At 39.0% G+C, this 19,667-nt stretch carries 24 protein-coding genes; 19 read left to right on the top strand and 5 right to left on the bottom strand.

Translation table 11 applies throughout. The features are described from left to right. Positions 1-78: 78 nt before the first annotated feature. Complete coding sequence (locus FR7_RS15870; protein WP_007933221.1) at positions 79-1,740, bottom strand: PAS domain-containing sensor histidine kinase; 1,662 nt, start codon at positions 1,738-1,740, stop codon at positions 79-81. A 144-nt stretch (positions 1,741-1,884) separates the two neighbouring features. Between FR7_RS15870 and FR7_RS15865 the strand changes: the two genes are divergently transcribed. From FR7_RS15865 to FR7_RS15850, 4 genes are all read left to right on the top strand, one after another. Then, positions 1,885-2,133: a DJ-1/PfpI family protein gene (locus tag FR7_RS15865; protein ID WP_007933220.1), complete on the top strand. Its 249-nt coding sequence runs from the start codon at positions 1,885-1,887 to the stop codon at positions 2,131-2,133. 539 nt (positions 2,134-2,672) lie between these two features. Continuing rightward, on the top strand, positions 2,673-3,410 hold the full coding sequence (locus FR7_RS15860; protein ID WP_007933219.1) for a (Fe-S)-binding protein: 738 nt from the start codon (positions 2,673-2,675) through the stop codon (positions 3,408-3,410). Continuing rightward, entirely contained in the window at positions 3,400-4,821 is a 1,422-nt protein-coding gene (locus FR7_RS15855; RefSeq protein ID WP_007951580.1) for a LutB/LldF family L-lactate oxidation iron-sulfur protein, read from the top strand. Before FR7_RS15860 ends, FR7_RS15855 begins: the two co-directional genes overlap by 11 nt. A 4-nt stretch (positions 4,822-4,825) precedes the next feature. Next, a complete protein-coding gene (locus tag FR7_RS15850) occupies positions 4,826-5,545 on the top strand; it encodes a LutC/YkgG family protein (protein ID WP_007933217.1) in 720 nt (239 codons plus the stop codon). A gap of 139 nt (positions 5,546-5,684) precedes the next feature. Here FR7_RS15850 and FR7_RS15845 read toward each other — a convergent pair whose 3' ends face one another. Next, entirely contained in the window at positions 5,685-6,245 is a 561-nt protein-coding gene (locus FR7_RS15845; protein WP_007933216.1) for a CBO0543 family protein, read from the bottom strand. Positions 6,246-7,215: 970 nt separating this feature from the next. Here FR7_RS15845 and FR7_RS15840 point away from each other — a divergent pair. Continuing rightward, positions 7,216-7,566 (top strand): hypothetical protein, encoded by a 351-nt coding sequence (locus tag FR7_RS15840; protein WP_007933215.1) that lies wholly within the window; start codon positions 7,216-7,218, stop codon positions 7,564-7,566. 415 nt (positions 7,567-7,981) lie between these two features. On the opposite strand, the gene FR7_RS15835 is transcribed toward FR7_RS15840, so the two are convergent. Continuing rightward, the gene (locus FR7_RS15835; protein WP_007933214.1) at positions 7,982-8,851 is read right to left on the bottom strand and encodes a class I SAM-dependent methyltransferase; all 870 of its coding nucleotides are present in this window, start codon (positions 8,849-8,851) and stop codon (positions 7,982-7,984) included. Between the two features lie 256 nt (positions 8,852-9,107). Between FR7_RS15835 and map the strand changes: the two genes are divergently transcribed. The 5 genes from map to FR7_RS23525 all read left to right on the top strand — a co-directional run bounded on the left by map (position 9,108) and on the right by FR7_RS23525 (position 12,827). Then, positions 9,108-9,860, top strand: a complete 753-nt coding sequence (gene map / locus FR7_RS15830; protein ID WP_007933208.1) for a type I methionyl aminopeptidase — start codon at positions 9,108-9,110, stop codon at positions 9,858-9,860. 161 nt (positions 9,861-10,021) lie between these two features. After that, positions 10,022-11,833 (top strand): ATP-dependent zinc metalloprotease FtsH, encoded by a 1,812-nt coding sequence (gene ftsH, locus FR7_RS15825; protein ID WP_007933207.1) that lies wholly within the window; start codon positions 10,022-10,024, stop codon positions 11,831-11,833. 180 nt (positions 11,834-12,013) lie between these two features. Continuing rightward, complete coding sequence (locus FR7_RS15820; RefSeq protein ID WP_017531591.1) at positions 12,014-12,469, top strand: MarR family winged helix-turn-helix transcriptional regulator; 456 nt, start codon at positions 12,014-12,016, stop codon at positions 12,467-12,469. Positions 12,470-12,505: 36 nt separating this feature from the next. Next, the gene (locus FR7_RS24635; RefSeq protein ID WP_017531592.1) at positions 12,506-12,622 is read left to right on the top strand and encodes a beta-eliminating lyase-related protein; all 117 of its coding nucleotides are present in this window, start codon (positions 12,506-12,508) and stop codon (positions 12,620-12,622) included. Next, on the top strand, positions 12,591-12,827 hold the full coding sequence (locus tag FR7_RS23525; RefSeq protein WP_139181563.1) for a hypothetical protein: 237 nt from the start codon (positions 12,591-12,593) through the stop codon (positions 12,825-12,827). The genes FR7_RS24635 and FR7_RS23525 overlap by 32 nt, the downstream gene beginning before the upstream one ends. Positions 12,828-12,961: 134 nt before the next feature. Here FR7_RS23525 and FR7_RS15815 read toward each other — a convergent pair whose 3' ends face one another. Further along, positions 12,962-13,987 (bottom strand): glycosyltransferase family 9 protein, encoded by a 1,026-nt coding sequence (locus FR7_RS15815; RefSeq protein ID WP_017531593.1) that lies wholly within the window; start codon positions 13,985-13,987, stop codon positions 12,962-12,964. A gap of 152 nt (positions 13,988-14,139) precedes the next feature. On the opposite strand from FR7_RS15815, the gene FR7_RS15810 reads away from it, so the two are divergent. The 6 genes from FR7_RS15810 to FR7_RS15785 all read left to right on the top strand — a co-directional run bounded on the left by FR7_RS15810 (position 14,140) and on the right by FR7_RS15785 (position 17,259). Next, positions 14,140-14,364 (top strand): helix-turn-helix domain-containing protein, encoded by a 225-nt coding sequence (locus FR7_RS15810; RefSeq protein WP_081490012.1) that lies wholly within the window; start codon positions 14,140-14,142, stop codon positions 14,362-14,364. A 115-nt stretch (positions 14,365-14,479) separates the two neighbouring features. Next, entirely contained in the window at positions 14,480-14,812 is a 333-nt protein-coding gene (locus tag FR7_RS15805) for an aspartate/glutamate racemase family protein (protein WP_007933204.1), read from the top strand. 238 nt (positions 14,813-15,050) lie between these two features. Then, on the top strand, positions 15,051-15,677 hold the full coding sequence (locus tag FR7_RS15800; RefSeq protein ID WP_007933203.1) for a LysE family translocator: 627 nt from the start codon (positions 15,051-15,053) through the stop codon (positions 15,675-15,677). Between the two features lie 354 nt (positions 15,678-16,031). Beyond that, positions 16,032-16,463, top strand: a complete 432-nt coding sequence (locus FR7_RS15795) for an Lrp/AsnC family transcriptional regulator (RefSeq protein ID WP_007933202.1) — start codon at positions 16,032-16,034, stop codon at positions 16,461-16,463. A gap of 42 nt (positions 16,464-16,505) precedes the next feature. Then, positions 16,506-16,811 (top strand): NIPSNAP family protein, encoded by a 306-nt coding sequence (locus FR7_RS15790; RefSeq protein ID WP_007933201.1) that lies wholly within the window; start codon positions 16,506-16,508, stop codon positions 16,809-16,811. 25 nt (positions 16,812-16,836) lie between these two features. Then, on the top strand, positions 16,837-17,259 hold the full coding sequence (locus FR7_RS15785; protein WP_007933200.1) for a C-GCAxxG-C-C family protein: 423 nt from the start codon (positions 16,837-16,839) through the stop codon (positions 17,257-17,259). A 105-nt stretch (positions 17,260-17,364) separates the two neighbouring features. On the opposite strand, the gene FR7_RS15780 is transcribed toward FR7_RS15785, so the two are convergent. After that, positions 17,365-17,985 carry a DJ-1/PfpI family protein gene (locus FR7_RS15780; protein WP_237714834.1) on the bottom strand — a complete coding sequence of 207 codons (621 nt, stop codon included), beginning with the start codon at positions 17,983-17,985 and terminating at the stop codon, positions 17,365-17,367. Between the two features lie 109 nt (positions 17,986-18,094). Here FR7_RS15780 and FR7_RS23310 point away from each other — a divergent pair, with 109 nt between their 5' ends. The 3 genes from FR7_RS23310 to FR7_RS15770 all read left to right on the top strand — a co-directional run bounded on the left by FR7_RS23310 (position 18,095) and on the right by FR7_RS15770 (position 19,590). Further along, a complete protein-coding gene (locus FR7_RS23310) occupies positions 18,095-18,202 on the top strand; it encodes a LysR family transcriptional regulator (RefSeq protein WP_007933197.1) in 108 nt (35 codons plus the stop codon). 179 nt (positions 18,203-18,381) lie between these two features. Continuing rightward, positions 18,382-19,194: an amidohydrolase family protein gene (locus FR7_RS15775; protein ID WP_007933195.1), complete on the top strand. Its 813-nt coding sequence runs from the start codon at positions 18,382-18,384 to the stop codon at positions 19,192-19,194. Between the two features lie 15 nt (positions 19,195-19,209). Further along, the gene (locus tag FR7_RS15770) at positions 19,210-19,590 is read left to right on the top strand and encodes an MmcQ/YjbR family DNA-binding protein (protein WP_007933193.1); all 381 of its coding nucleotides are present in this window, start codon (positions 19,210-19,212) and stop codon (positions 19,588-19,590) included. Positions 19,591-19,667: the final 77 nt, after the last annotated feature.

Genomic DNA, 19,667 nt, shown 5'->3' with positions numbered 1-19,667 from the left:
AGATAATTAAGGATTTTTCTGGAATAAATGCTAAAAACCCCTTCCAGGAGTAAAATACTCTGGAAAGGGGTTTATACTCTAGGTAGTATGAATTTTAAAATAGATAGAAATTATAGTTCCCTGTATACTGGTTTGGATATCAACTGAAGCACTATGCCTATGTGCAATTTGGTAACATATTGGAAGGCCAAGACCAGTGCCAGTATCTTTAGTCGTAATAAACGGCGTTCCCAATTTATCGAGTATATGTGAGGGAATTCCACAACCTTGATCACATATAGAAAGAATAACATCATTATTCTCTTGGAATGTTTTTATAACTAGTTTACCTCCCAAGGGCATCGCTTCGATACTATTTCTTACAAGGTTTAGTAAAAGCTGACGTATTTCATTTTTATCTAATAATAATTTTGGTATGGTAGTAAGATTAAGAGTTACAGATACTTTCGAGGCAATAGCATCCGCTTCTATTAAGGGGAACAATGATTCGATAGCATAATTTAAGGAGCACAGTTCTAAATTGGCTAGTTTTTCTCGCGACAATGCAAGATATTCACGGATAATAGCATTGGCTCTATCTATTTCTTCAATCATCAAATTAAATGTACCTTTGTCGCCTTGATATTCTTTCTTTTTTTCCAGATATTGTAGATATCCTCGTATGGTAGTCATTGGATTCCTTATTTCATGAGCTACAGTAACGGCCATATTTCCTACCATATTCATACGATCAAGACTTGCGGCAACTTGTTCCAACGTTTTTCGAGAGGTAATATCGCGAATAACACCTTCCACTGCTGCCAGATTACCTATTTTATCATAAATTAAGATACATTGTTGCTCTATCCATAATATGGTATTGTCCTTTCGAATGAGGCGCAATGTGATAGGCAACTTATTAGCCTGGGAAGGATTATTCATAAAATTATCGAATACTTGACGATCATCGGGATATATTAATTTGAAAACTAATTTTTCGTCTGCATAATACTCTTCGGAAGTATAGCCTGTAATAGGAAAAATCGCTGGGCTGATGTAATCCAGTTTTGCGATTGGCAGTAGACGATAATAATAAATGACATCAATAGCGTTTTCCATCAAGAAGCGATAACGAGCTTCCTTATTAATTAAATCTCTGCTACTTCTTTCTAAAAAGACCATTACAGTACTAATGGTAATAAGTAGTCTTAAAATACCACCGGTGACAGCAATCAAATAAGGAAAGGTTTCAAAGAAAAATGGCATAATTATAGTCAGAATACTCCATAAGGCGAAGGCAATGCCAATTATGATTCTACCGATTCCGATTAAGTCCACATAACGAATGAAAGCTATGGCTATCCATGCTAACACTATGCCTGCAAACCAAGTAGGCGGTATTAATTTATAGAGGATAGGAAATTCCAATAAAAAAGATACAATACTTAATAGTGAAGCGCTAACGGCTCCATACACCCACCATTTCTTGAAAGTTCGACCAACAAAGATCGAGGTACCCCATACAAATGTTAAGCTACAGCCTATAAACAATAGTTGATAGATCATAAAGGGGAAGATAGAGTGTTTCCAATCGAATATCCCAGAGTCAAAAAAGATATTTCTCAATAAGAGCATAAACCAAGCAATTGTCCAAATCGCAATATATCGTTCACGATACATGAAATATAAATAAATATAAACAAGTATCATTGAAAGTGTTCCTGCGATTGCGCCGATTATCATAATGCGAAAATAATCCATAACTTCTCCTAATTTAGATACAATTATTTGCAGTTGAATTATATCACAAAAGTTGAAATTTTCCTTTTTAAAATCATAAATATCTATAAGATTTATCATTTCTTTACGAAATGAACGAGTAAAAATTACAGGACTTGGTAAAATATGCGGGATGAATTGCTTGATGGTAAAAAAGCGACTACTTATCACTCTGCATTTGCAGAATTAGAAGCCTATAATACAATTACTGTAGAAAAAGCCAAAGTTGTACGTGATGGTAACATAATTACGTCTGCAGGAGTGACCTCAGGCTTAGAACTTGACTTTTATATTCTTAAAATTCTTTTTGGTAATACTCTCGCCAAAGAGGTTGCCAATAAAATCGAATATGCTGTAGATATTGATGCATTATGAAATGGATATTACTTTTGATGTGCCATAGTCAATGGCATTCCATTGCGTGAAAATTTGTTAATGGTCAAGCACTAGAGGCTTACAGCTTATTTATACGCCATGCACCTTCTGCGGACCCCTAATATCGAAAGTGCTAAACAACAAATAAGAGAACTTGGTGGTAAGATTTAAACATTCCAAGTTCAGCTGCTAAGGGATCTCCATGCATGTAGATAGAATTTTGCAGGCGAATATATGGATTTTAATTTAAGTCATGATGATATTATGACTTATTTTTTTCGGCATAGAGTTATTGTCATTAAGGGATTGTGAGATGTCCCCTATAGAGTAGACAGTTTTTATCGTCTACTCTATAGGCGACATCTTTATTTTGTCAGGAGATTTTGCCTATAGAATGGAGATCGCTAAAAGTACATTTGTGGATTAAAGGAAAATTTTAAAAAATTACTTGCAATTTATAAGCAACTAAGAATAAAAGGAACCCGTTCTTTGGCATAATATTGAGACAGACAATAGAAAGTATGCAGGGGGGGAGTAAATTGAAAGCATCGTTATTTGTAACTTGCATTGCCGATATGATGTACGCAGACGTTGGCAAAAGTGTAGTTCAAGTATTAAGACGCAACGGGGTAGATCTTGACTTTCCGGAAGGACAAACTTGTTGTGGCCAGCCCGCCTTCTCGAGTGGGTACTATAAAGAAACTGCTATTGTAGCCAAAAAGATGATTGAGGTTTTTGAAAAGAGCGAAAAGGTGGTTATTCCCTCTGGCTCTTGTGCGGCTATGATACATCATGGCTATCCAATTCTATTTGCCAATGATCCCATATGGAAAAAACGGGCAGAGGAATTTGTTGCGAAATGCTATGAATTCTCACAGTTTATCGTCGATATACTAGGTATTACTGATGTGGGAGCCACTTTCCCTAAGAAGGTAACCTATCATTCTAGCTGTCATATGACTCGTATTCTAGGGGTAGAAGAGCAACCTAAAACATTACTTAAGAATGTAAAAGGAATTGATTTTATCGAATTGCCCTATTCCTTTGATTGCTGCGGCTTCGGGGGAACTTTTTCCATGAAAATGGCCGACATATCCGGTGCGATAGTCGAAGAAAAAGTCGAAAATATCATTGGGACTGGTGCTGAGGTATTGGTTGGTTCTGATTTGACCTGCCTAATGAATATAGGTGGACGTCTAAGCCGCCGGGGTGTTCCCGTGCAAGTCATGCATCTGGCACAAGTCCTGGATCAGGGAGGTGGTAAAAATGCATATTGAACCGAGTTTTCACAAGCGTTATCACAAGGCACTGCGTGATACGGCAATGCTAAAAGCCGTGAAAAATGGCACTGGACGTTTAAGAGGACAGCGGGCTACGGCCATTGAAGGAGTGGGGGCGGATCGCTGGATGGAATTCCGCAATCGAGCGGAAGCGATTCGTCTGCATGTCATTCAGCACTTGGACCAATATTTGGAGCAGCTAGTTGATAACGTCATTAAAAATGGCGGGCATGTATGCCTTGCAAAAACAGGTGAGGAAGCTGTTCAGTATATCGCTGAACTGGCCAAAAAGAAAAATGCTAAGACCATTTTGAAATCCAAGTCAATGGTATCGGAGGAAATTCACCTTAATCCGGCTTTAGAACAGCAGGGCTGCAATGTAATTGAATCTGATTTAGGAGAATGGATTATTCAGCTGGCAGGTGAAACACCTTCCCATATCATAGCACCGGCTATGCATAAAAACAGATTTCAGGTGGCCGATCTCTTCAACGCAGTGAGTGAAGAAAAAGTTTCTACTGAAATTGCTGATTTATGCGGCTTTGCCAGAAAATATTTGCGGGAAAAGTTTTTAGGAATTGATATTGGCATTACAGGCTGTAATTTTGCATTAGCGGATTCGGGAGCGATAACGTTGTGTACGAACGAAGGCAATGCCCGTATTATATCCACACTAGCTCCCACGCTGGTTACAATCATGGGAATGGAGCGAATTCTGCCTGGCTTAGAAGAGCTTACAGTGATGCTCTCTCTATTAGCCCGCAGCGCTACCGGACAGAAACTAACCGTATATAATACCCTTTCTACGGGAGTGCGAAATCCGGAAGAACTGGACGGACCTCAAGAATTTCATCTCGTTATTGTCGACAACGGCCGTTCTAAACAGTTAGGGACAAAATACGAAAAAATCCTGAACTGCATTCGCTGCGGATCTTGTTTAAACGCCTGTCCGGTGTATCGGAATATTGGCGGTCATGCCTATGGCTGGGTATATCCAGGACCAATTGGAGCAGTTTTATCTCCCTTGTATCAAGGTATGGATAAGTATGGTGAACTGGCATATGCGACAACACTGTGCGGCGCATGTACCTTTGCCTGTCCGGTCAAAATTCCATTACATGATATGCTCTACGCCCTGCGCAACGACAAGGTCGAGCTTGAAAAAACAGGCGGACTTGTCGAAGATATGACCTACAAAGGATGGAGTGCTGCTTTTGCTAGCATGAGCCGCTATCGTTTCTCAATAGGAATGGCTAGGCGCTTTCAATTCCCACTGGTCAAGGCGGAGAAAATTGCCTATGGTCCACCGCCAATTTCTGATTGGTTAAAGCATCGTGATATGCCAGCCCTTCCGAAGAAATTCTTTCATGAAATATGGCGGGAAATGAAAAACGACGGAAAGGAGTAGCAAAATGGCAAATGGAATCGTAACAGGTAATCGCGAAGCGTTCTTTTCTACCATACGCCAGAATATAAAAACTCCGCCTGGCGGGAAAGCTCCACGCGTAGAAAACCCAATGGATGGCTTATTTACCCAGCGTGAAACAACGGTTGAAGATCGGCGAGAGCTGCGGGAACGATTTATTCAGGAATGGACCACTTTGGGCGGGAAAGCCTTCAATATTAAGGATCGAGTCGAGTTAGCACAAGCAATAAAACAAATCATTCAAGAGAGACAGCTTCAAAAGGCAATGTGCTGGGATCATCCTGAACTTGAAAAACTAAAATTAGAAGAAATATTTTCAGATACACAGGCTTCATTATCGCGGTGGCCATTAGAAAAAAACTATAGTGATTGGATTGGCAAAGCTGCTTCTATGGAAGCCGGCATTGTTTGGAGCGATATTGCAATGGCCGAAACCGGTACTCTTGTATTGCCCTCGTCATCGCCCGGTCAGCCTACCACCGTATGTGTATTGCCAATTACCCTGATTGCTATCTTTACAACAGCTCAATTAGTGGATGGATTTACTGGCGTGGTGAAGTTGTTTAAAGAACGGTATGGAACCAATCTGCCTACCACAACCACTTTTATTTCTGGTCCTAGCCGGACTACCGATATAGAAATGGTGTTAACCATTGGAGTCCATGGTTCCAGATATGTCTATGCTTTGATCCTGGATGAGGCGTAAAGAATACGGAAGGTATTGACCCCAACTTATACTATTTATGAGACTTCTCATTATTGAGAAGTCTTTTATTTTGCAATGATTACATCTTTAGGACAATAGGATAGATCTAGAGTATTCAAACCTAATACTGCACTGGCTTTCAACGCTCATGCTTTTGGCGAATCGAAACGAGCCAGTCAATAAACTTTTTACAAACTACACCTATTATAATGTATATGGGGAAAGAGTAGATAATTAACCAGTTTAGTGGAGTATAAAACCCCATTCGCTCAACGAGTGGTTCTCCAATAAAGGCGAATACGGCAGCCATCACAATGGTTGCTTTAAGAAATAAAGGCCATCTCGGGCAATGTTGATAAATAATCATGTAGATGATCGGTAATACCGTGCTATCCAACGGAAAAATATGAGGTAACTTAGGAGATACTTTAATAGGATAATACCATAACCGATACGTTACACCGATAGCATCCATACCTGTGGTAAATAAAAAAATCATTTGACCGTAAAGAAAGATTTCAACTACTTTCTTTTTATCTAGCACAGCTAACCATATAAACCAAGGTACGATCAGTATGAACATAAGTACCCACCATTGCCAAGTATAAAATTCATAATGAAGCCAATGATCATAGTTGAGCTGAATAAACTTGGCATGTACTTCCATAATTTCATTGATTAAGTGTAGTGACTCTTCCATGTGAATTTTTCTCCTATTAGTAGAATAGGCAGCGATTAACCCAATTTTTTAGCCCGATATCGACTGCAGTATCTACCGGATATATCCTAAAATACCATTGTTTTACCAGTACGTTATATAGAATATTAGAAAATAATCCAGTAATCCCAATTGCCGATAATTCGCTCGGTATGCCGAAAAAGTGTATTTGAATCCGGCAATAGTGCCAACAGTATTCCACCGCCAAATGATTTTATGCGCTCTTAAGAATGGTTGTCTGTTGTTCCGAAGATAAATCAGAAGTTTTTCTTTGATTTCACAATTCATATGGAATATAATAAGGAAGCTCTCTTTGCTGATTAAGGCAAAAAAAGCTTCCTTGTTATATCGATGGGGCAGTGGCTACATAACGGCAGATTTCAATCGAAGATTCAAGTAATTTTTACCCAGTCACAGATGATGCTTAACACTGGCATGAAACTTTCACCCAGCTCTGTGTCAATGGAACATAATTCTTACTGTAAAAGGCTGAGTTTTCCCCTATACTTTTAGCTTGCAATCCAAAGGAAAAGTACTATAATTAGTAATAGGTGGAAATTAAAAAGTCGCCGTGTCCCAAGAGTGCAGGAACACTCTCAGGCACGAGCAGGTGGCCTAAGCACCTACACGTAACAGTTACCTGTCTACGACGACAATTTATTATACCGTGATCTTTCCCTGATAACAAGGGATGGTATGTTCGGGATAGTAGGGTTGTAGTTCTGGCAGAGGCTGAGCGTCTGCATGCAATCAAGATGAAGCAAAGCGCATGTGTAGGTTTGAAAAACCTCGCATGGGCTTTTTAATTTCTCCCATTACACTAGCTGTGTGCTGGCTTCTTCTGGTATCTTAGTAAGAAGAAGCCTCATACAGTATGAATATGGGGGGATATACATTGGTATCAATAAGAAGAAGTAAAAGAAACAGGAACAGCCGGCGGCATCAAAGAGATTTGACAGCGAAAACAGAGAGCATTCAGCCCCACAATCAACAAGGGATCGTGGAGATGAACATACCCCTTAGAAGTATAGTCACTGGGCAATGGCTGGATAAAGGCGATGTACTGCACGATTGGCAGGAATTTGTTCTTATGCGCCAAGAAAAATTAGAAGGAAAGTTGCAATTTGGTAACTTCTCTAGTGAATATACAACAATCATGAACCAAGTCGATCAACTACTAGAGGGGCAGCCGGAAAAAGTAAGTCAAGCCGTTACTCAACTGGTCGTGACAGCTACCTATATGCACTATAACAAAGGCTTTTTCGATGGTATGAAGATTGGAACAGCTATGGAGAAATTATAGTAAAATATAACGAATGGAATTGAATGAACCTCTGCCAATGTGACAGCGGTTCATTTTTTTGTACCATTAGCCTGTCATTGCGAGCATGGCGAAGCAATCCCCAACTTGTTCAGAGATTGCTTCACTCTGTTCGCAAATGACAAAAAGACGCTCAATGTTCTTAAGGCGGATATTGTGAACCACAGGGAAAGCATTTTAAAATGAAGATATAAGTGATTTCTGACGGTATAGTTGTTATTTTACGCATATGAAGATATAATTGCGGTAATAATCATGCTGAGAAGGTGATTGTATGATTATAAATCCCTTCTTTATACAACCAAGTGGCTACTAATGGGATATATTCCTGATTTTCAGATAGATATTCAAATTTCAAATGAATTCCCCCATGTACAAGAATTTTTTATTACTATGATTACATGATTTTTGCATAGGCGATCCGCTCGATTTTTGATACAGCCAAATTCCTATTTAGAGGCTTTAAATAGTTTTCTTGATAATAGGAAGCTCCAATATCCTCGACTAGGGTAAGATGAAATGGCGTTAGAAAATCAGTTAAACCTAATGGATCAAGTCCAAAAATCCAAGGGTGAGATTTTGACTCGAAATAGTTTAACACGTTATCTGCTCCGGGTATATCGGAGGTCTGATTGATGATACTCTTCAAAATGTATGAAAAGACTACTATGCTTCCTGAGGAGGCTTTTGAAATAAATTCGAGTGTACTTACTACACCTTCTTCAGAAATATAGGGAGTAACCCCTTCCCAGATAAAGAAGATTGGTTTTGAGAAATCTAGTTGCTGAATATTCAATACTTCATCAAGAGTTTGGTGATTAAAATCAATGGGGGTAAAGGTGACATGGGGAGGCATTGCACTAAGAAATTTTTGTATCTTCTCCTTCTTTATATCTTGCATAATCGGTAAATCAACTTCAATTACCTTCAGCTTGTCGATGCCTGGGATTCGATATGGCCGTGTGTCTAAGCCGGCTCCCAATATAACGATCTGGTCAATGCCATTTGCCATTGCCGTTTTAAGTAAATCATCAATATATTTAGTTCTACAGATTAATGCGCCAAAAGCACCTTTTGTCATGAGTTCAGAAAATAGAATTTCCATATCCCTGATGAATTTGAATTTCATCTGGAAAAGAATGATTTTACTAAAAAAGTGTTTAATAACTGGATCATAAAACAGTTGCGTCTCTTTTGGCTGGTACTGTTCAATCAATCGCATGGATGCCACTAGAAAGGCAGTTTTCCAACTTAGGTTACTGGACATCAGGTATCATCCTTTCTCTATTTAGCATAACGTATTATAGAATACTCAAAAATAGACTTGGCTTAACTACTATATAGTTACGCCAAAGCTTTGCCATTCCCTTTACGCCACTCCAGCAAAGTATCCATAATACGATAGGTTGACAATCTATCGTATTATGGATACTTACGTGGAATTTTGCAGGAATTTGTATTTTTGTGGTTGAAGAAAGGCATAATAAGGTTTTTAATCGCAGTAAAGAACTGGGGGTTTACGCATGATTGTGCTAAAAAGTGAACGAGAAATTAAAATGATGCAGGAAGCAGGTGAAATTTTGGCTTCTTGTCATAAAGAAATTCAGAAAATTATTAGGCCTGGTATTCGTACCTTAGAAATCAATACCTTCGTTGAAGATTATTTAGCCACATGGAGAGCTACACCTGAGCAAAGAGGATATCGGGGATATCCCTATGCGATTTGTGCTTCTGTTAATGATGAGATTTGCCATGGGTTTCCGAATAAGAAACCACTTAGAAATGGCGATATTATAACAATTGATATGGTGGTTAATTATAATGGTGCGCTTGCTGATTCCGCTTGGAGCTATGCAGTTGGTACGATCTCAGATAAAGCACTGCATCTGCTTACAGTCACTAAAGAGTCTTTATACAAAGGTATTGAACAAGTACAGATTGGTAACCGGGTGGGAGATATTGGATACGCAATTCAAACCTTTGTTGAAAAGGAAGGATTCTCTGTTGTGAGAGATTTTACAGGGCATGGTGTCGGACCGCATATGCATGAAGAGCCTTCTATCCCTCATTACGGTAAAGCTGGTAAAGGTATTCGATTAGAAGAAGGTATGGTGATAACAATAGAGCCAATGGTCAATGCTGGTGTGTGGCAATGTAAAATTGATGAGAATGAGTGGACTGCCAGAACGGTTGATGGTAAGCTTTCCGCTCAATATGAACATACGATTGCTATTACGAGTAATGGACCACTTATTTTAACAAACCAATCATGCTAATATCTGTGCCAATAGATAGTCTGGGCTGGCAGTGACTCATACAATTACAAGTTGAATCTGATTAAACCCGCGAATTTTGCGGGTTTTTAGTCTTGCCCAATAAATCATAATTTCCCCCGATCATGTACATGATAATAAGAAAAGTCCAAAAGGAGGATCATATGGATAACAAACAACGAAGTTTTTCCGCAGGGTATCTTATTATCGCCATGCTGGCAACTTGGCTCTTTAACGATCTTGTTTATAAACCATTCATTATCCGCGAAACAGAGGTCAGCTACAATGTTTTCCTCCAGGATTTAAAGGAGAACAAGATTAATGAGGTTATTTTGAGTGGCGACCGTATTGTTTTTACGTTGAAAGCCACGGAAAATCAAAAAGAAACTTCCGCTAATGTTGTGGCAGTCACTGATCCAGACTTGGTGGATCGCCTGATTGCCTCGGGAGTAGCTTTTTCGGCTCAAGCTCCAACGAAAGGTTTGCTTTCAACCCTATTTGGTTTTATTCTGCCCCTACTACCTTTATTCTTAATCTGGTACTTCATTTTTAAGCGGATGGGAGGCGGGGGGCCTAACGCCATGTCTCTCGGAAAAAGTAAAGCGCATGAGATTAGCGGAGAAATGATTGGTATTAAATTCAGTGATGTCGGCGGGGTCGGCGAAGCAGAAGTTGAATTGCGGGAAATCATTGAATATCTGAAAAATCCAGAGAAGTTTAGCAAAATGGGAGCGAAGCTGCCCAAAGGGGTGCTTCTTGCTGGTTCACCTGGAACAGGAAAAACGCTTCTTGCTAAGGCGACAGCGGGAGAGGCGGAAGTTCCATTTTTCTTTCTTACCGGTTCAAGTTTTGTTGAAATGTTTGTCGGGGTAGGAGCTGCAAGGGTACGAGATCTTTTCGAACAGGCACAAAAGAAGGCTCCCTGTATTATCTTTATTGACGAAATTGATGCCATTGGACAAGCACGGACGAGTGTAGCAGGGATAGGCGGAAACAGCGAACAGGAAAATACTCTGAATCAGTTGTTGGCGGAAATGGACGGATTTGCGGCTAATTCTGGTGTGGTCATCATGGCAGCCACCAATCGGCCGGAAATCCTGGATGCTGCATTGATACGACCAGGCCGTTTTGACCGACAGATTCAAGTAAATTTACCTACTGAGCCAGGTCGTCTTGAAATTCTAACCATTCATACTCGCAGCATGCCCCTTGGCGATGATGTAAATCTCGAACGTCTCGCTAAGATAACAGCCGGTTTTTCAGGAGCGGAATTAGCCAATCTTGCCAATGAAGCTGCCTTACTAGCCATCCGGCAAGGGGCTAAGACAATTTCTATGGCTGATTTTGATTTAGCTATCGAGCGGGTTGTAGCCGGGCTGCAGCGAAAAACGCCCCTTTCTGATGCGATTCGGTCTAAAGTTTCTTATCATGAGGTCGGCCACGCACTTACTGCTTATTATCTTCCTGGAACCGACCCAGTTCACAAAATCAGCATTATCCCAACTGCAAAAGGTGCGCTGGGCTATACCATGCAGATGCCGGAAGAAGATCGCTATCTTATCGGAGAGAATGAACTTAAGGCACGTATCGCCGTAATGCTTGGCGGAAGGGCGGCAGAACTCATTGTTTTTCAGGAAGCCTCTACTGGTGCTTCCAACGACCTTGAACGTGCGACAGAAATGGCACGGCGTATGATTACTGAGTTCGGGATGTCCCTAAAGCTAGGACCGGTTCGTTATGCGAATACTACAGGAACCTACTTAAGAAGTGGTGTTTCAGGACGAGAGGACTTAAGCCCTGCCACCATTTTACATATCGATCAAGAAATTCATCGGTTGCTGGATGAAGCACAAAATACAGCTAAGCAGATTCTAACCGAACACATTGCGGTTTTACATGAAGTTGCACAGTTTTTAAAAGAGAAGGAAGCTATTTCTGGAGATGATCTTACCCGTATTGTAACTTCAATGTCTTAATATCGGTTTGATCCCATGATGTTAATAGCTTGAATCCTTTATTATTAGGGTTTAGGCTATTTTTATTTTGCCGGAAGAAAGACTCCATAAGCTGCATAGAAGTTGACATTTCAACTAAAAAAATATATGTTATAGCTATTGAAATTTAATTTCCTAAAGGGGGAATGACTGATTAACATATTGAACAATGAGGTCTTACGGGAAGTTGGGATGCTCGCACGCTGCATTCAGTCCATTAGTGATATAAAATTCCGAGAAATAAAATTACAAAGAGGGCAATTTATTTTCCTGACTCGTATTTGCGAGTGCCCTGGTGTTAATCTGGTTGAACTTTCTAATATATTGAAAGTGGACAAAGCAACAACAACCAAGGCGGTTCAAAAGCTGATGGATGAGAACTATGTGCAAAGAGAACGTGGTAATGATGATAAACGGATGTGGCACCTTTTTCCGTCAGCAAAAGCTAAGGAGGCTTACTCCTATATTATTCAAGAAGAAAATCAGAATATTGAAAGCTGCTTTCATGGATTTAATTTAGAAGAAAGAGAAGCTGTTTTTCGATTATTAAAGAAAATGCGTGAAAATATTGAACAGGATTGGAAAGAACTAAAGAATTTCAAAGAAGAACGAGAATGAAGATAGTATATACAAGATTTAATTGGGGGAATTGCTTTGAAAATTGTTGATTTACGTAGTGATACAGTAACCAAGCCTACTTCGGAAATGCGGCAAGCCATGTACCAAGCCGAAGTTGGTGATGACGTATCATTGGAATGGATATCGATATAAAAACAGTTCAAACAATATTGTTATCGGAGATGTTTCTCCATTCGGTATTACGGCCAAGCAGGCGGCAGCATCATTAGGAGAGCAGGGAATTAAGGTTGCTGTATTTGGAGAGTACAGCATACGTTTTGTTACCCATCACGGCATAGAGAAAGACGATATTAGTCACACCGCTAGCGTAATAGCGAGAATATTTAAAGGAATATAATATATGACAAACTCCTGTAAAGTAGCTTAGTCTCGGCGTTCAACATTTTCGGCAGGGTTTTGTCAAACAGGTCCTTAACTATCGATGAAATGTCATCTCTTTTTTCTCAGCGAAAGTGAGTTAGTAAAATACTTTTAAGGCATTAACTGTCTTACGGCACGATAAAGTTCAATAATAGTTACATTATTCGTGCATGCATCCCTTCCCTGAATGAAAATATGATTTTTCTTTTCTAAGCTATAATAGTTGGCATTAGTTGGCCCAAATATAGCAACAGTAGGTGTTCCCACCGCTTGAGCGATATAGAGTGGGCCTGTATCACCGGAGATAAATGTACGTGCTTGCTTTGTTATGGCTCCCAGCTGCTTTAGATTAACTAACCCGGTAGCATCGATGGGTTTGTGTCTCATTCCATCTACTATCTTTTTAGTAAGAGGGCGATCGCTTTTAGCACCAAGGAGTAGTATTGGCAACTGGTATGTGTCCACCAGCATATCTCCTAACTTTGCGAATTTATCTGTAGACCAGCATTTATTTGGCTGACTTGTCGCAGGATTAAGTATAAAGAAACCTTTCTTCTTAAGGCCGTAATTCGCCATAAATTCCATAGCAAATCGTTCGTCGCATAATGAAATCTGCATCTCCATTTCGGGCTCAGTTCTATGAATGCCGAATTCTTTTAGAACACTCAAATACCGTGAGAACACGGTAGGAAAATTTCCAGTCTTTACTTTAACATTAGCAAAGTGTTCGGCATACTCCCGAGAGTTGGGTAAACATAGTCGGTATTTAGCACCGCTGAGATAACCTAGTAACCCACTTCTAAACATTCCGTGCAGATCAATACTGATCTGAAACTTCTCCTTTCGTATTTGCTTAACGAAGGCCAGATTTTTTCTGACTAAAGCATGATAGTCACCTGTTTTTTTAGCCTCGGCGTTCCACTCCTTGCGGGGCCACACAAAAACGCTGTCAAGATTACTATTATCTTGAATGACTTCTTGTGATTTCGACTCTATCAGCCAAGATATATATGCAGAAGGGAAAGCCTTTCGGAGTTCACGAGCGACGGGGGAAGCCTGCAGGACATCACCAATAGAACTTAAACGAAGGATTAGGATTCTTGGGAACTTTTGATGACTAAGAAATTGATCTAGCAACAAATATATCACCCCGCCAGGATTGTTTGATAATATTATTCCAATAATCTGTCCTAATTTCCCTGGATGTTATAACCAGAAAAGATCTGGCTGCAATGTCCATACAAGATGATCAAAAAAATTAAAAGACGACAGAATTATCAAAATCCAGGTTGGCTGATTTTATTAACGAAGGTGAGGTGGTACGTCTGGAAATTAAGCTATTCAAAACATTTCTTCTAGTGGCTAAACTTTTAAATATTACAAAGGCGGCGGAACAGCTTAGTTTTTCGCAGCCTGCTATAACAGCGCAGATTTGCAGTTTGGAAGATGCTTTCCATGTGCAGTTATTCAAGAGAACGGGAAAGAGATTGACCTTAACGATGCTGGTATCATGATGATCAATTATGCCGAGAGATTTGTGAGTTTATATAAAGAAGCCCAAAATTCTATGCATAGCTTTAGCTGCAGTGAAGATAACATAAAAATTGGTGTAAAAAGACTGAGAAAATTATGTTATTTGCTTCAGATGCTACGGTTAAAACTGAAATTTACCAAAAAGGATTTTCGGTTAAAGGTTTGAAAATCCTTACTCCTAGTACTGACGAGCAAAAGTTGATTTCCCTCGCCATTGAGCAAGTAAAGGCAGGGTATATCGAAAAGAATCAATTACTCGGCAAAATGAGCAATATGATTTCTAGGTATTGCAACATGGGGGTACGATCATTTATTGCGGGCTGTACAGAGATACCCCTTCTATTTAAACATCTGGAAGGTGATTATAATCCTATTGATCCCACCTTGCTTTTGGCTAAAGAAGTGGTAAGGTATGCGGTTGAAAATTGATTAGCTGAATTTTAGTGCTGTAAGGTTTTTCAATAACAGTGGTGCCATGATCCGAAATACTAATAATCGTCTAATTGTGTACAGTCGTTGGTATCTGTGCTGCTTTGGCAGGAGTTCTATATTTAGATGTTTAACTATTACCATTAGCAGTTTGGTTTTGAGAATCTATGAAAGCATACTGTTAGTGTAATAATTCGAATGTCCTAACGAATAAAGAAGTGATAAAGGAGGAATAATCATGTTTGGAATTGTTCACTATGAGATGTTCTTACTTGCGGGTATTATATTGAATTTGACTCCTGGTCCTGACACCATATACGTTTTGAGTCGCAGCATTTCACAAGGTCATAGGGCGGGTATTTATTCTGCATTAGGTATTAGTACAGGAGGTTTAGTTCATACCCTGCTTGCAGCATTGGGATTATCTGTCATCTTAGCTCAATCTTATTTTATATTTACCATTATCAAGATAGCCGGTGCTTGTTATCTTGCTTATTTAGGTATTACTACTTTGCTTGCTAAAGATAGTACACTCGTTTCATCTAATGGAGAAGCCATGTCGAATCAAGATTTATATTTACAGGGGCTTTTAACCAGTGTACTTAATCCCAAGGTTGCCCTGTTTTTTCTGTCTTTTCTTCCCCAGTTTATTGTCTTAGAGAATAGCTATGGTATTTTACCTTTTATACTTCTTGGCGTTACTTTTGTAACAACCGGTACTCTTTGGTGCCTACTACTCGTTTTTTTCTCATCTGGTATGACAAATTTCCTTCGGCAAAGAAGTCGAGCGACCCATATGATGAACAAAGTATGCGGGGGAATTTATTTGCTCTTGGGGGTAAAAATTCTAACGGTTGAACGATAAAACTAAACTGCATTAATTAAAGTAATGGGCTTAAATATGTTAGATGATACCAGTCAAAGGCAGGTTGTCATTAAAACTCAATTCGCATGTATGAGTATAAAATTACTAAAAAATCCAGGATTTCAAGCATTTTTGCGAAATCCTGGATTTTGGTTTAAGAAGCGTAATAATTCTTGAATGTTTTTTACGAATCGTAATGAAGATTAATTATTTCATTACGATTTTACCACTTTTAATGGAATGAAAATAGAGTATTAAAGGATTTGATTACTATTAGTAGAATATTTACTACATATAATTACTTATAGTTTGTAATGGGATGAAATATGATACAATTATACGAGGAGGATACTTATGGATCAAATTGATAACGAGATTATTAAAATGCTAGAACAAAATGGTAGAGTAAGTCACGAAGAAATTGCTAAAAGATTACACTTGTCTAGACCAGCTATACATAAACGAGTTGAAAAGTTAGAACAAGAGGGGATAATAACTGGGTATAAGGCATTAATTGATTGGCGAAAAGTTACACCATGTATTCGATGCTTACTATTTCTAAAAATAAACGGAAGCTATTTTGCCAAAATTGCGGATGAAATAGCTGGCATGGACATGGACGGAGTAGTCATAGAGGAGTGTCACCGTTTGGCAGGAGAATGGTGTGTGCTAATAAAAACGAGAATTTCATCACCGGAAGATGCGACAAAGATACTAGATCGTGTTTGGAATTTTGATGGGATAATAGAAACATCAACAACTTTTGTTATTGATACTGTTTTATAATGAATCCCAGGCATTCTCAAATTTTAAAAGGGGGATTAATTAATGGTTACTTGTTATTTGCGATATATTATTGATCCTTATAAAGTCGCAGAGTTTGAAGAATACGGAAAGATGTGGATACCACTTGTAAATAAACTAGGTGGTGTTCATCATGGATACTTTTTGCCTCATGAAGGAGCAAACAATGTTGCTTATGCTTTATTTAGCTTCTCAAGTCTTGCTGAATATGAGCGATATAGAGAAATCATTAAAACTGATGATGCATGCAAGATTGCTTTTGATTTTGCAGAAACAACTCGCTGTATTTTGAGCTATGAACGCAGTTTTTTAAAGCCTGTATTTAAATAATGATTCATTTACTGGAGGATGTGGAATGAAAATAGAGGAGTACATTAAGGAAAGAGTATCTGACTATTATTGGCGTGAAAATGTTAATTGTGCGACAACCATGCTAAACACATTGGCGGAGTTACATGAAATAGATTTAGATAGGCAAGTAATTCACTCTGCTATCGGTATGCATGGTGCTGGTGGTTTTGGTGCGCAGTGTGGCTTGGTAGAAGGCTCTTTGATGTTGATTGGTATTTTGGGAAAAGAGAAAGGGGTACCAGCAGAAGAAATAATTAATGTATGTTATTGCTTTGTACAAGAATTTGAAGGAGAATTTGGCAGCTTATCATGCCAACAATTGCGCCCACAAGGTTTTAAGGCAGATAATCCACCTCATTTATGTGAGGGACTAACAAATCAAGCTGTAAAATTTACTGCTGAATATTTGGAGAGAAAAATGAGATAGTAAATTAAAAGACTGGAAATGCTCCATTCTGAAAACTGGTAAGCCATTATAGGCATTGGTCAAAATATTGACTAATGCCTATTTTTATCCGCAATTTAACTCATGCTAATTTGTATTACTGTATGGTGGGTAAAAGCCCATTAGATTTTTGATACTACGGCAGTTATCTGCGGATGTTAGCATTTCAAGTAAAGTAAAGGCTACCCCCAAGGCAGTAGATGGACACGATGATGTTATTATATTTCTATCAACGACGATAGGTTGATTCATTACTTGTACTCCGAAAGCAGCTAATTGCTGTTGACGCAAGCCATTATTTAAATGATAGGTTGTACCTTTGCGACCTTTCAATACGCCGCTTTTGCCTAACGGCAAAGCTCCAACGCATACAGATGCGATGATTTTTTCCTCCTGATCAAATTTCCGGATGACAGAAAGAAATTCCTCGCTAAAAGCATCGACGTAAAAACCTGCCTCTTCAAAACCACCTGGGATAGCCAAGGAATCAAACATCGTTACATCAACCTCGGAAAGCTGCATCTCGGGAATTATGGTAAAATTCCAGGTACATTTCAACTCTTTTCGCAGACCGCAGGTTATTACTTCAGTAGAACCATCTCCTTCTAGCTTATTCCAGCCCATCACATCGGTAAAAACACTGGCTTCATAAGCTTCAAAACCGTTGGATAGTAAGAGTAATATTTTTTTGGTTTTCAATAAGATCACCGCCTTAATTGTATTTTCTTATGTTTTATCGTATCATAGACGCAAGTAAATATAAAATTGAATGTTTAGAATCTAAGATTCGATATTACTGAATTAAAGAAGGTGGCTTATGGAACTTCGTCAACTCAAAACGTTTGCGCTCATCGCAAAACTGGGCAGCTTTGTGCAGGCGGCAGATCGGTTAGGATATTGCCTCCAGTATATAAGTGCAGGATAAGACAAGGGCAGGAAAAAACAATGTACCTGTAAAAAAACCTATATGATACTACTTCTCATTAGCAGCATACGATGGTATGATAAGAATATATATGGGTTACTCTTTAAAAGATAGACTGCAGGATAATATAGGCTGGGAATATGTGCATAAGAAAACATTTGAGGAAGGACTAATGCCCAATGAAGATTATTGATGCCCACATCCATTTTTGCCGGGAGCCTTACTTTGACCAGATTGCAGAATTGGCGGGTCATAAAAATACTGGTGCGCATCTGAAAGATCAATATGCTGCGCATAACATCGTTCATGGTGTGGTCATGGGAAACCGGGGTCTGGAGCTGGGCGAACACGAGTATCCTGACTATCTTAGCTATTGCATCGGGCTGGATAGCACCTGCTTTAACGTGGATGAGGTGGTGCAGCAGGCTTACTTAGTAGAGAAACATTTGCAAAGAAAAAATTGTGTCGGTATTAAGTTATATCCGGGCTACAATCATTTTTATGTTTACGATTCGGTGGTTGACCCGTTTTACCAGCTGGCAATGCAATATAAAAAACCAGTGGCTATCCATACTGGTTTGACAGCTTCCAGCAATGGCCTGTTGAAATACAGTCATCCTTTGACCTTGGATGAGGTAGCGGTGCGCTATCCCCAGGTTCAGTTTGTTATGTGTCATATTGGTAATCCATGGTTAGTAGACGCTATTGCAGTTATTGAGAAAAATGAAAATGTAGCTGCCGACCTTTCGGGAATTTTGGAAGGCCGGATTGATAGTATGCCGGATTTTTTTGAAAGAAAGAAAGGCTATATTAACTTCATAAAAGTATGGCTGGAATACCTGGATAACTATGAGCGCCTGTTGTATGGAACAGATTGGCCCTTGGCTAACATCTCCAATTATATTGAGTTTGTTGAACATATTATTCCCGCAAAGCATCATGACAAAGTGTTTTTTGACAATGCCAACAGGATTTATGATCTTGGTCTTTGACAGGAGTTGTATAGCATGGAAGAAAAGAAACTTACTATGAATTCGAAAGATCTATTTTTATACTGCCTAACGAAGCCTGGATCAATTGAGGATTACCCTTTTGGTCCCGATATCATTGTTATGAAGATAGCATCCAAGATATTTGCACTATTGTCACGCAGAACTGGTCAGGATAATCTTTCGTTGAAATGTGATCCTTACTATTCTGAAGTATTAAGACAACAATATCCAAGCATCATACCTGGATACCATTTGAATAAGCGCCATTGGAACACGTTACTGCTTGATGGTAGTATTCCAGAACGTGAAATAAGAGGCTTAATCGATCATTCTTATGAATTAGTATATAAATCCCTTCCTCGGAGTAAGAGAGTGAAATATCAAGAAGACTGGTGATTTATTTAAGCGGTACAGGATTTTTATTTGCATTTAAGAATAGAAGAAGCATATAGTTAAAACCTCCGTTGTCAGGT

Source organism: Pelosinus fermentans DSM 17108 (genome assembly GCF_000271485.2).
GTDB lineage: Bacteria > Bacillota > Negativicutes > DSM-13327 > DSM-13327 > Pelosinus > Pelosinus fermentans.
This window is presented reverse-complemented; position numbering and strand designations above follow the sequence as displayed.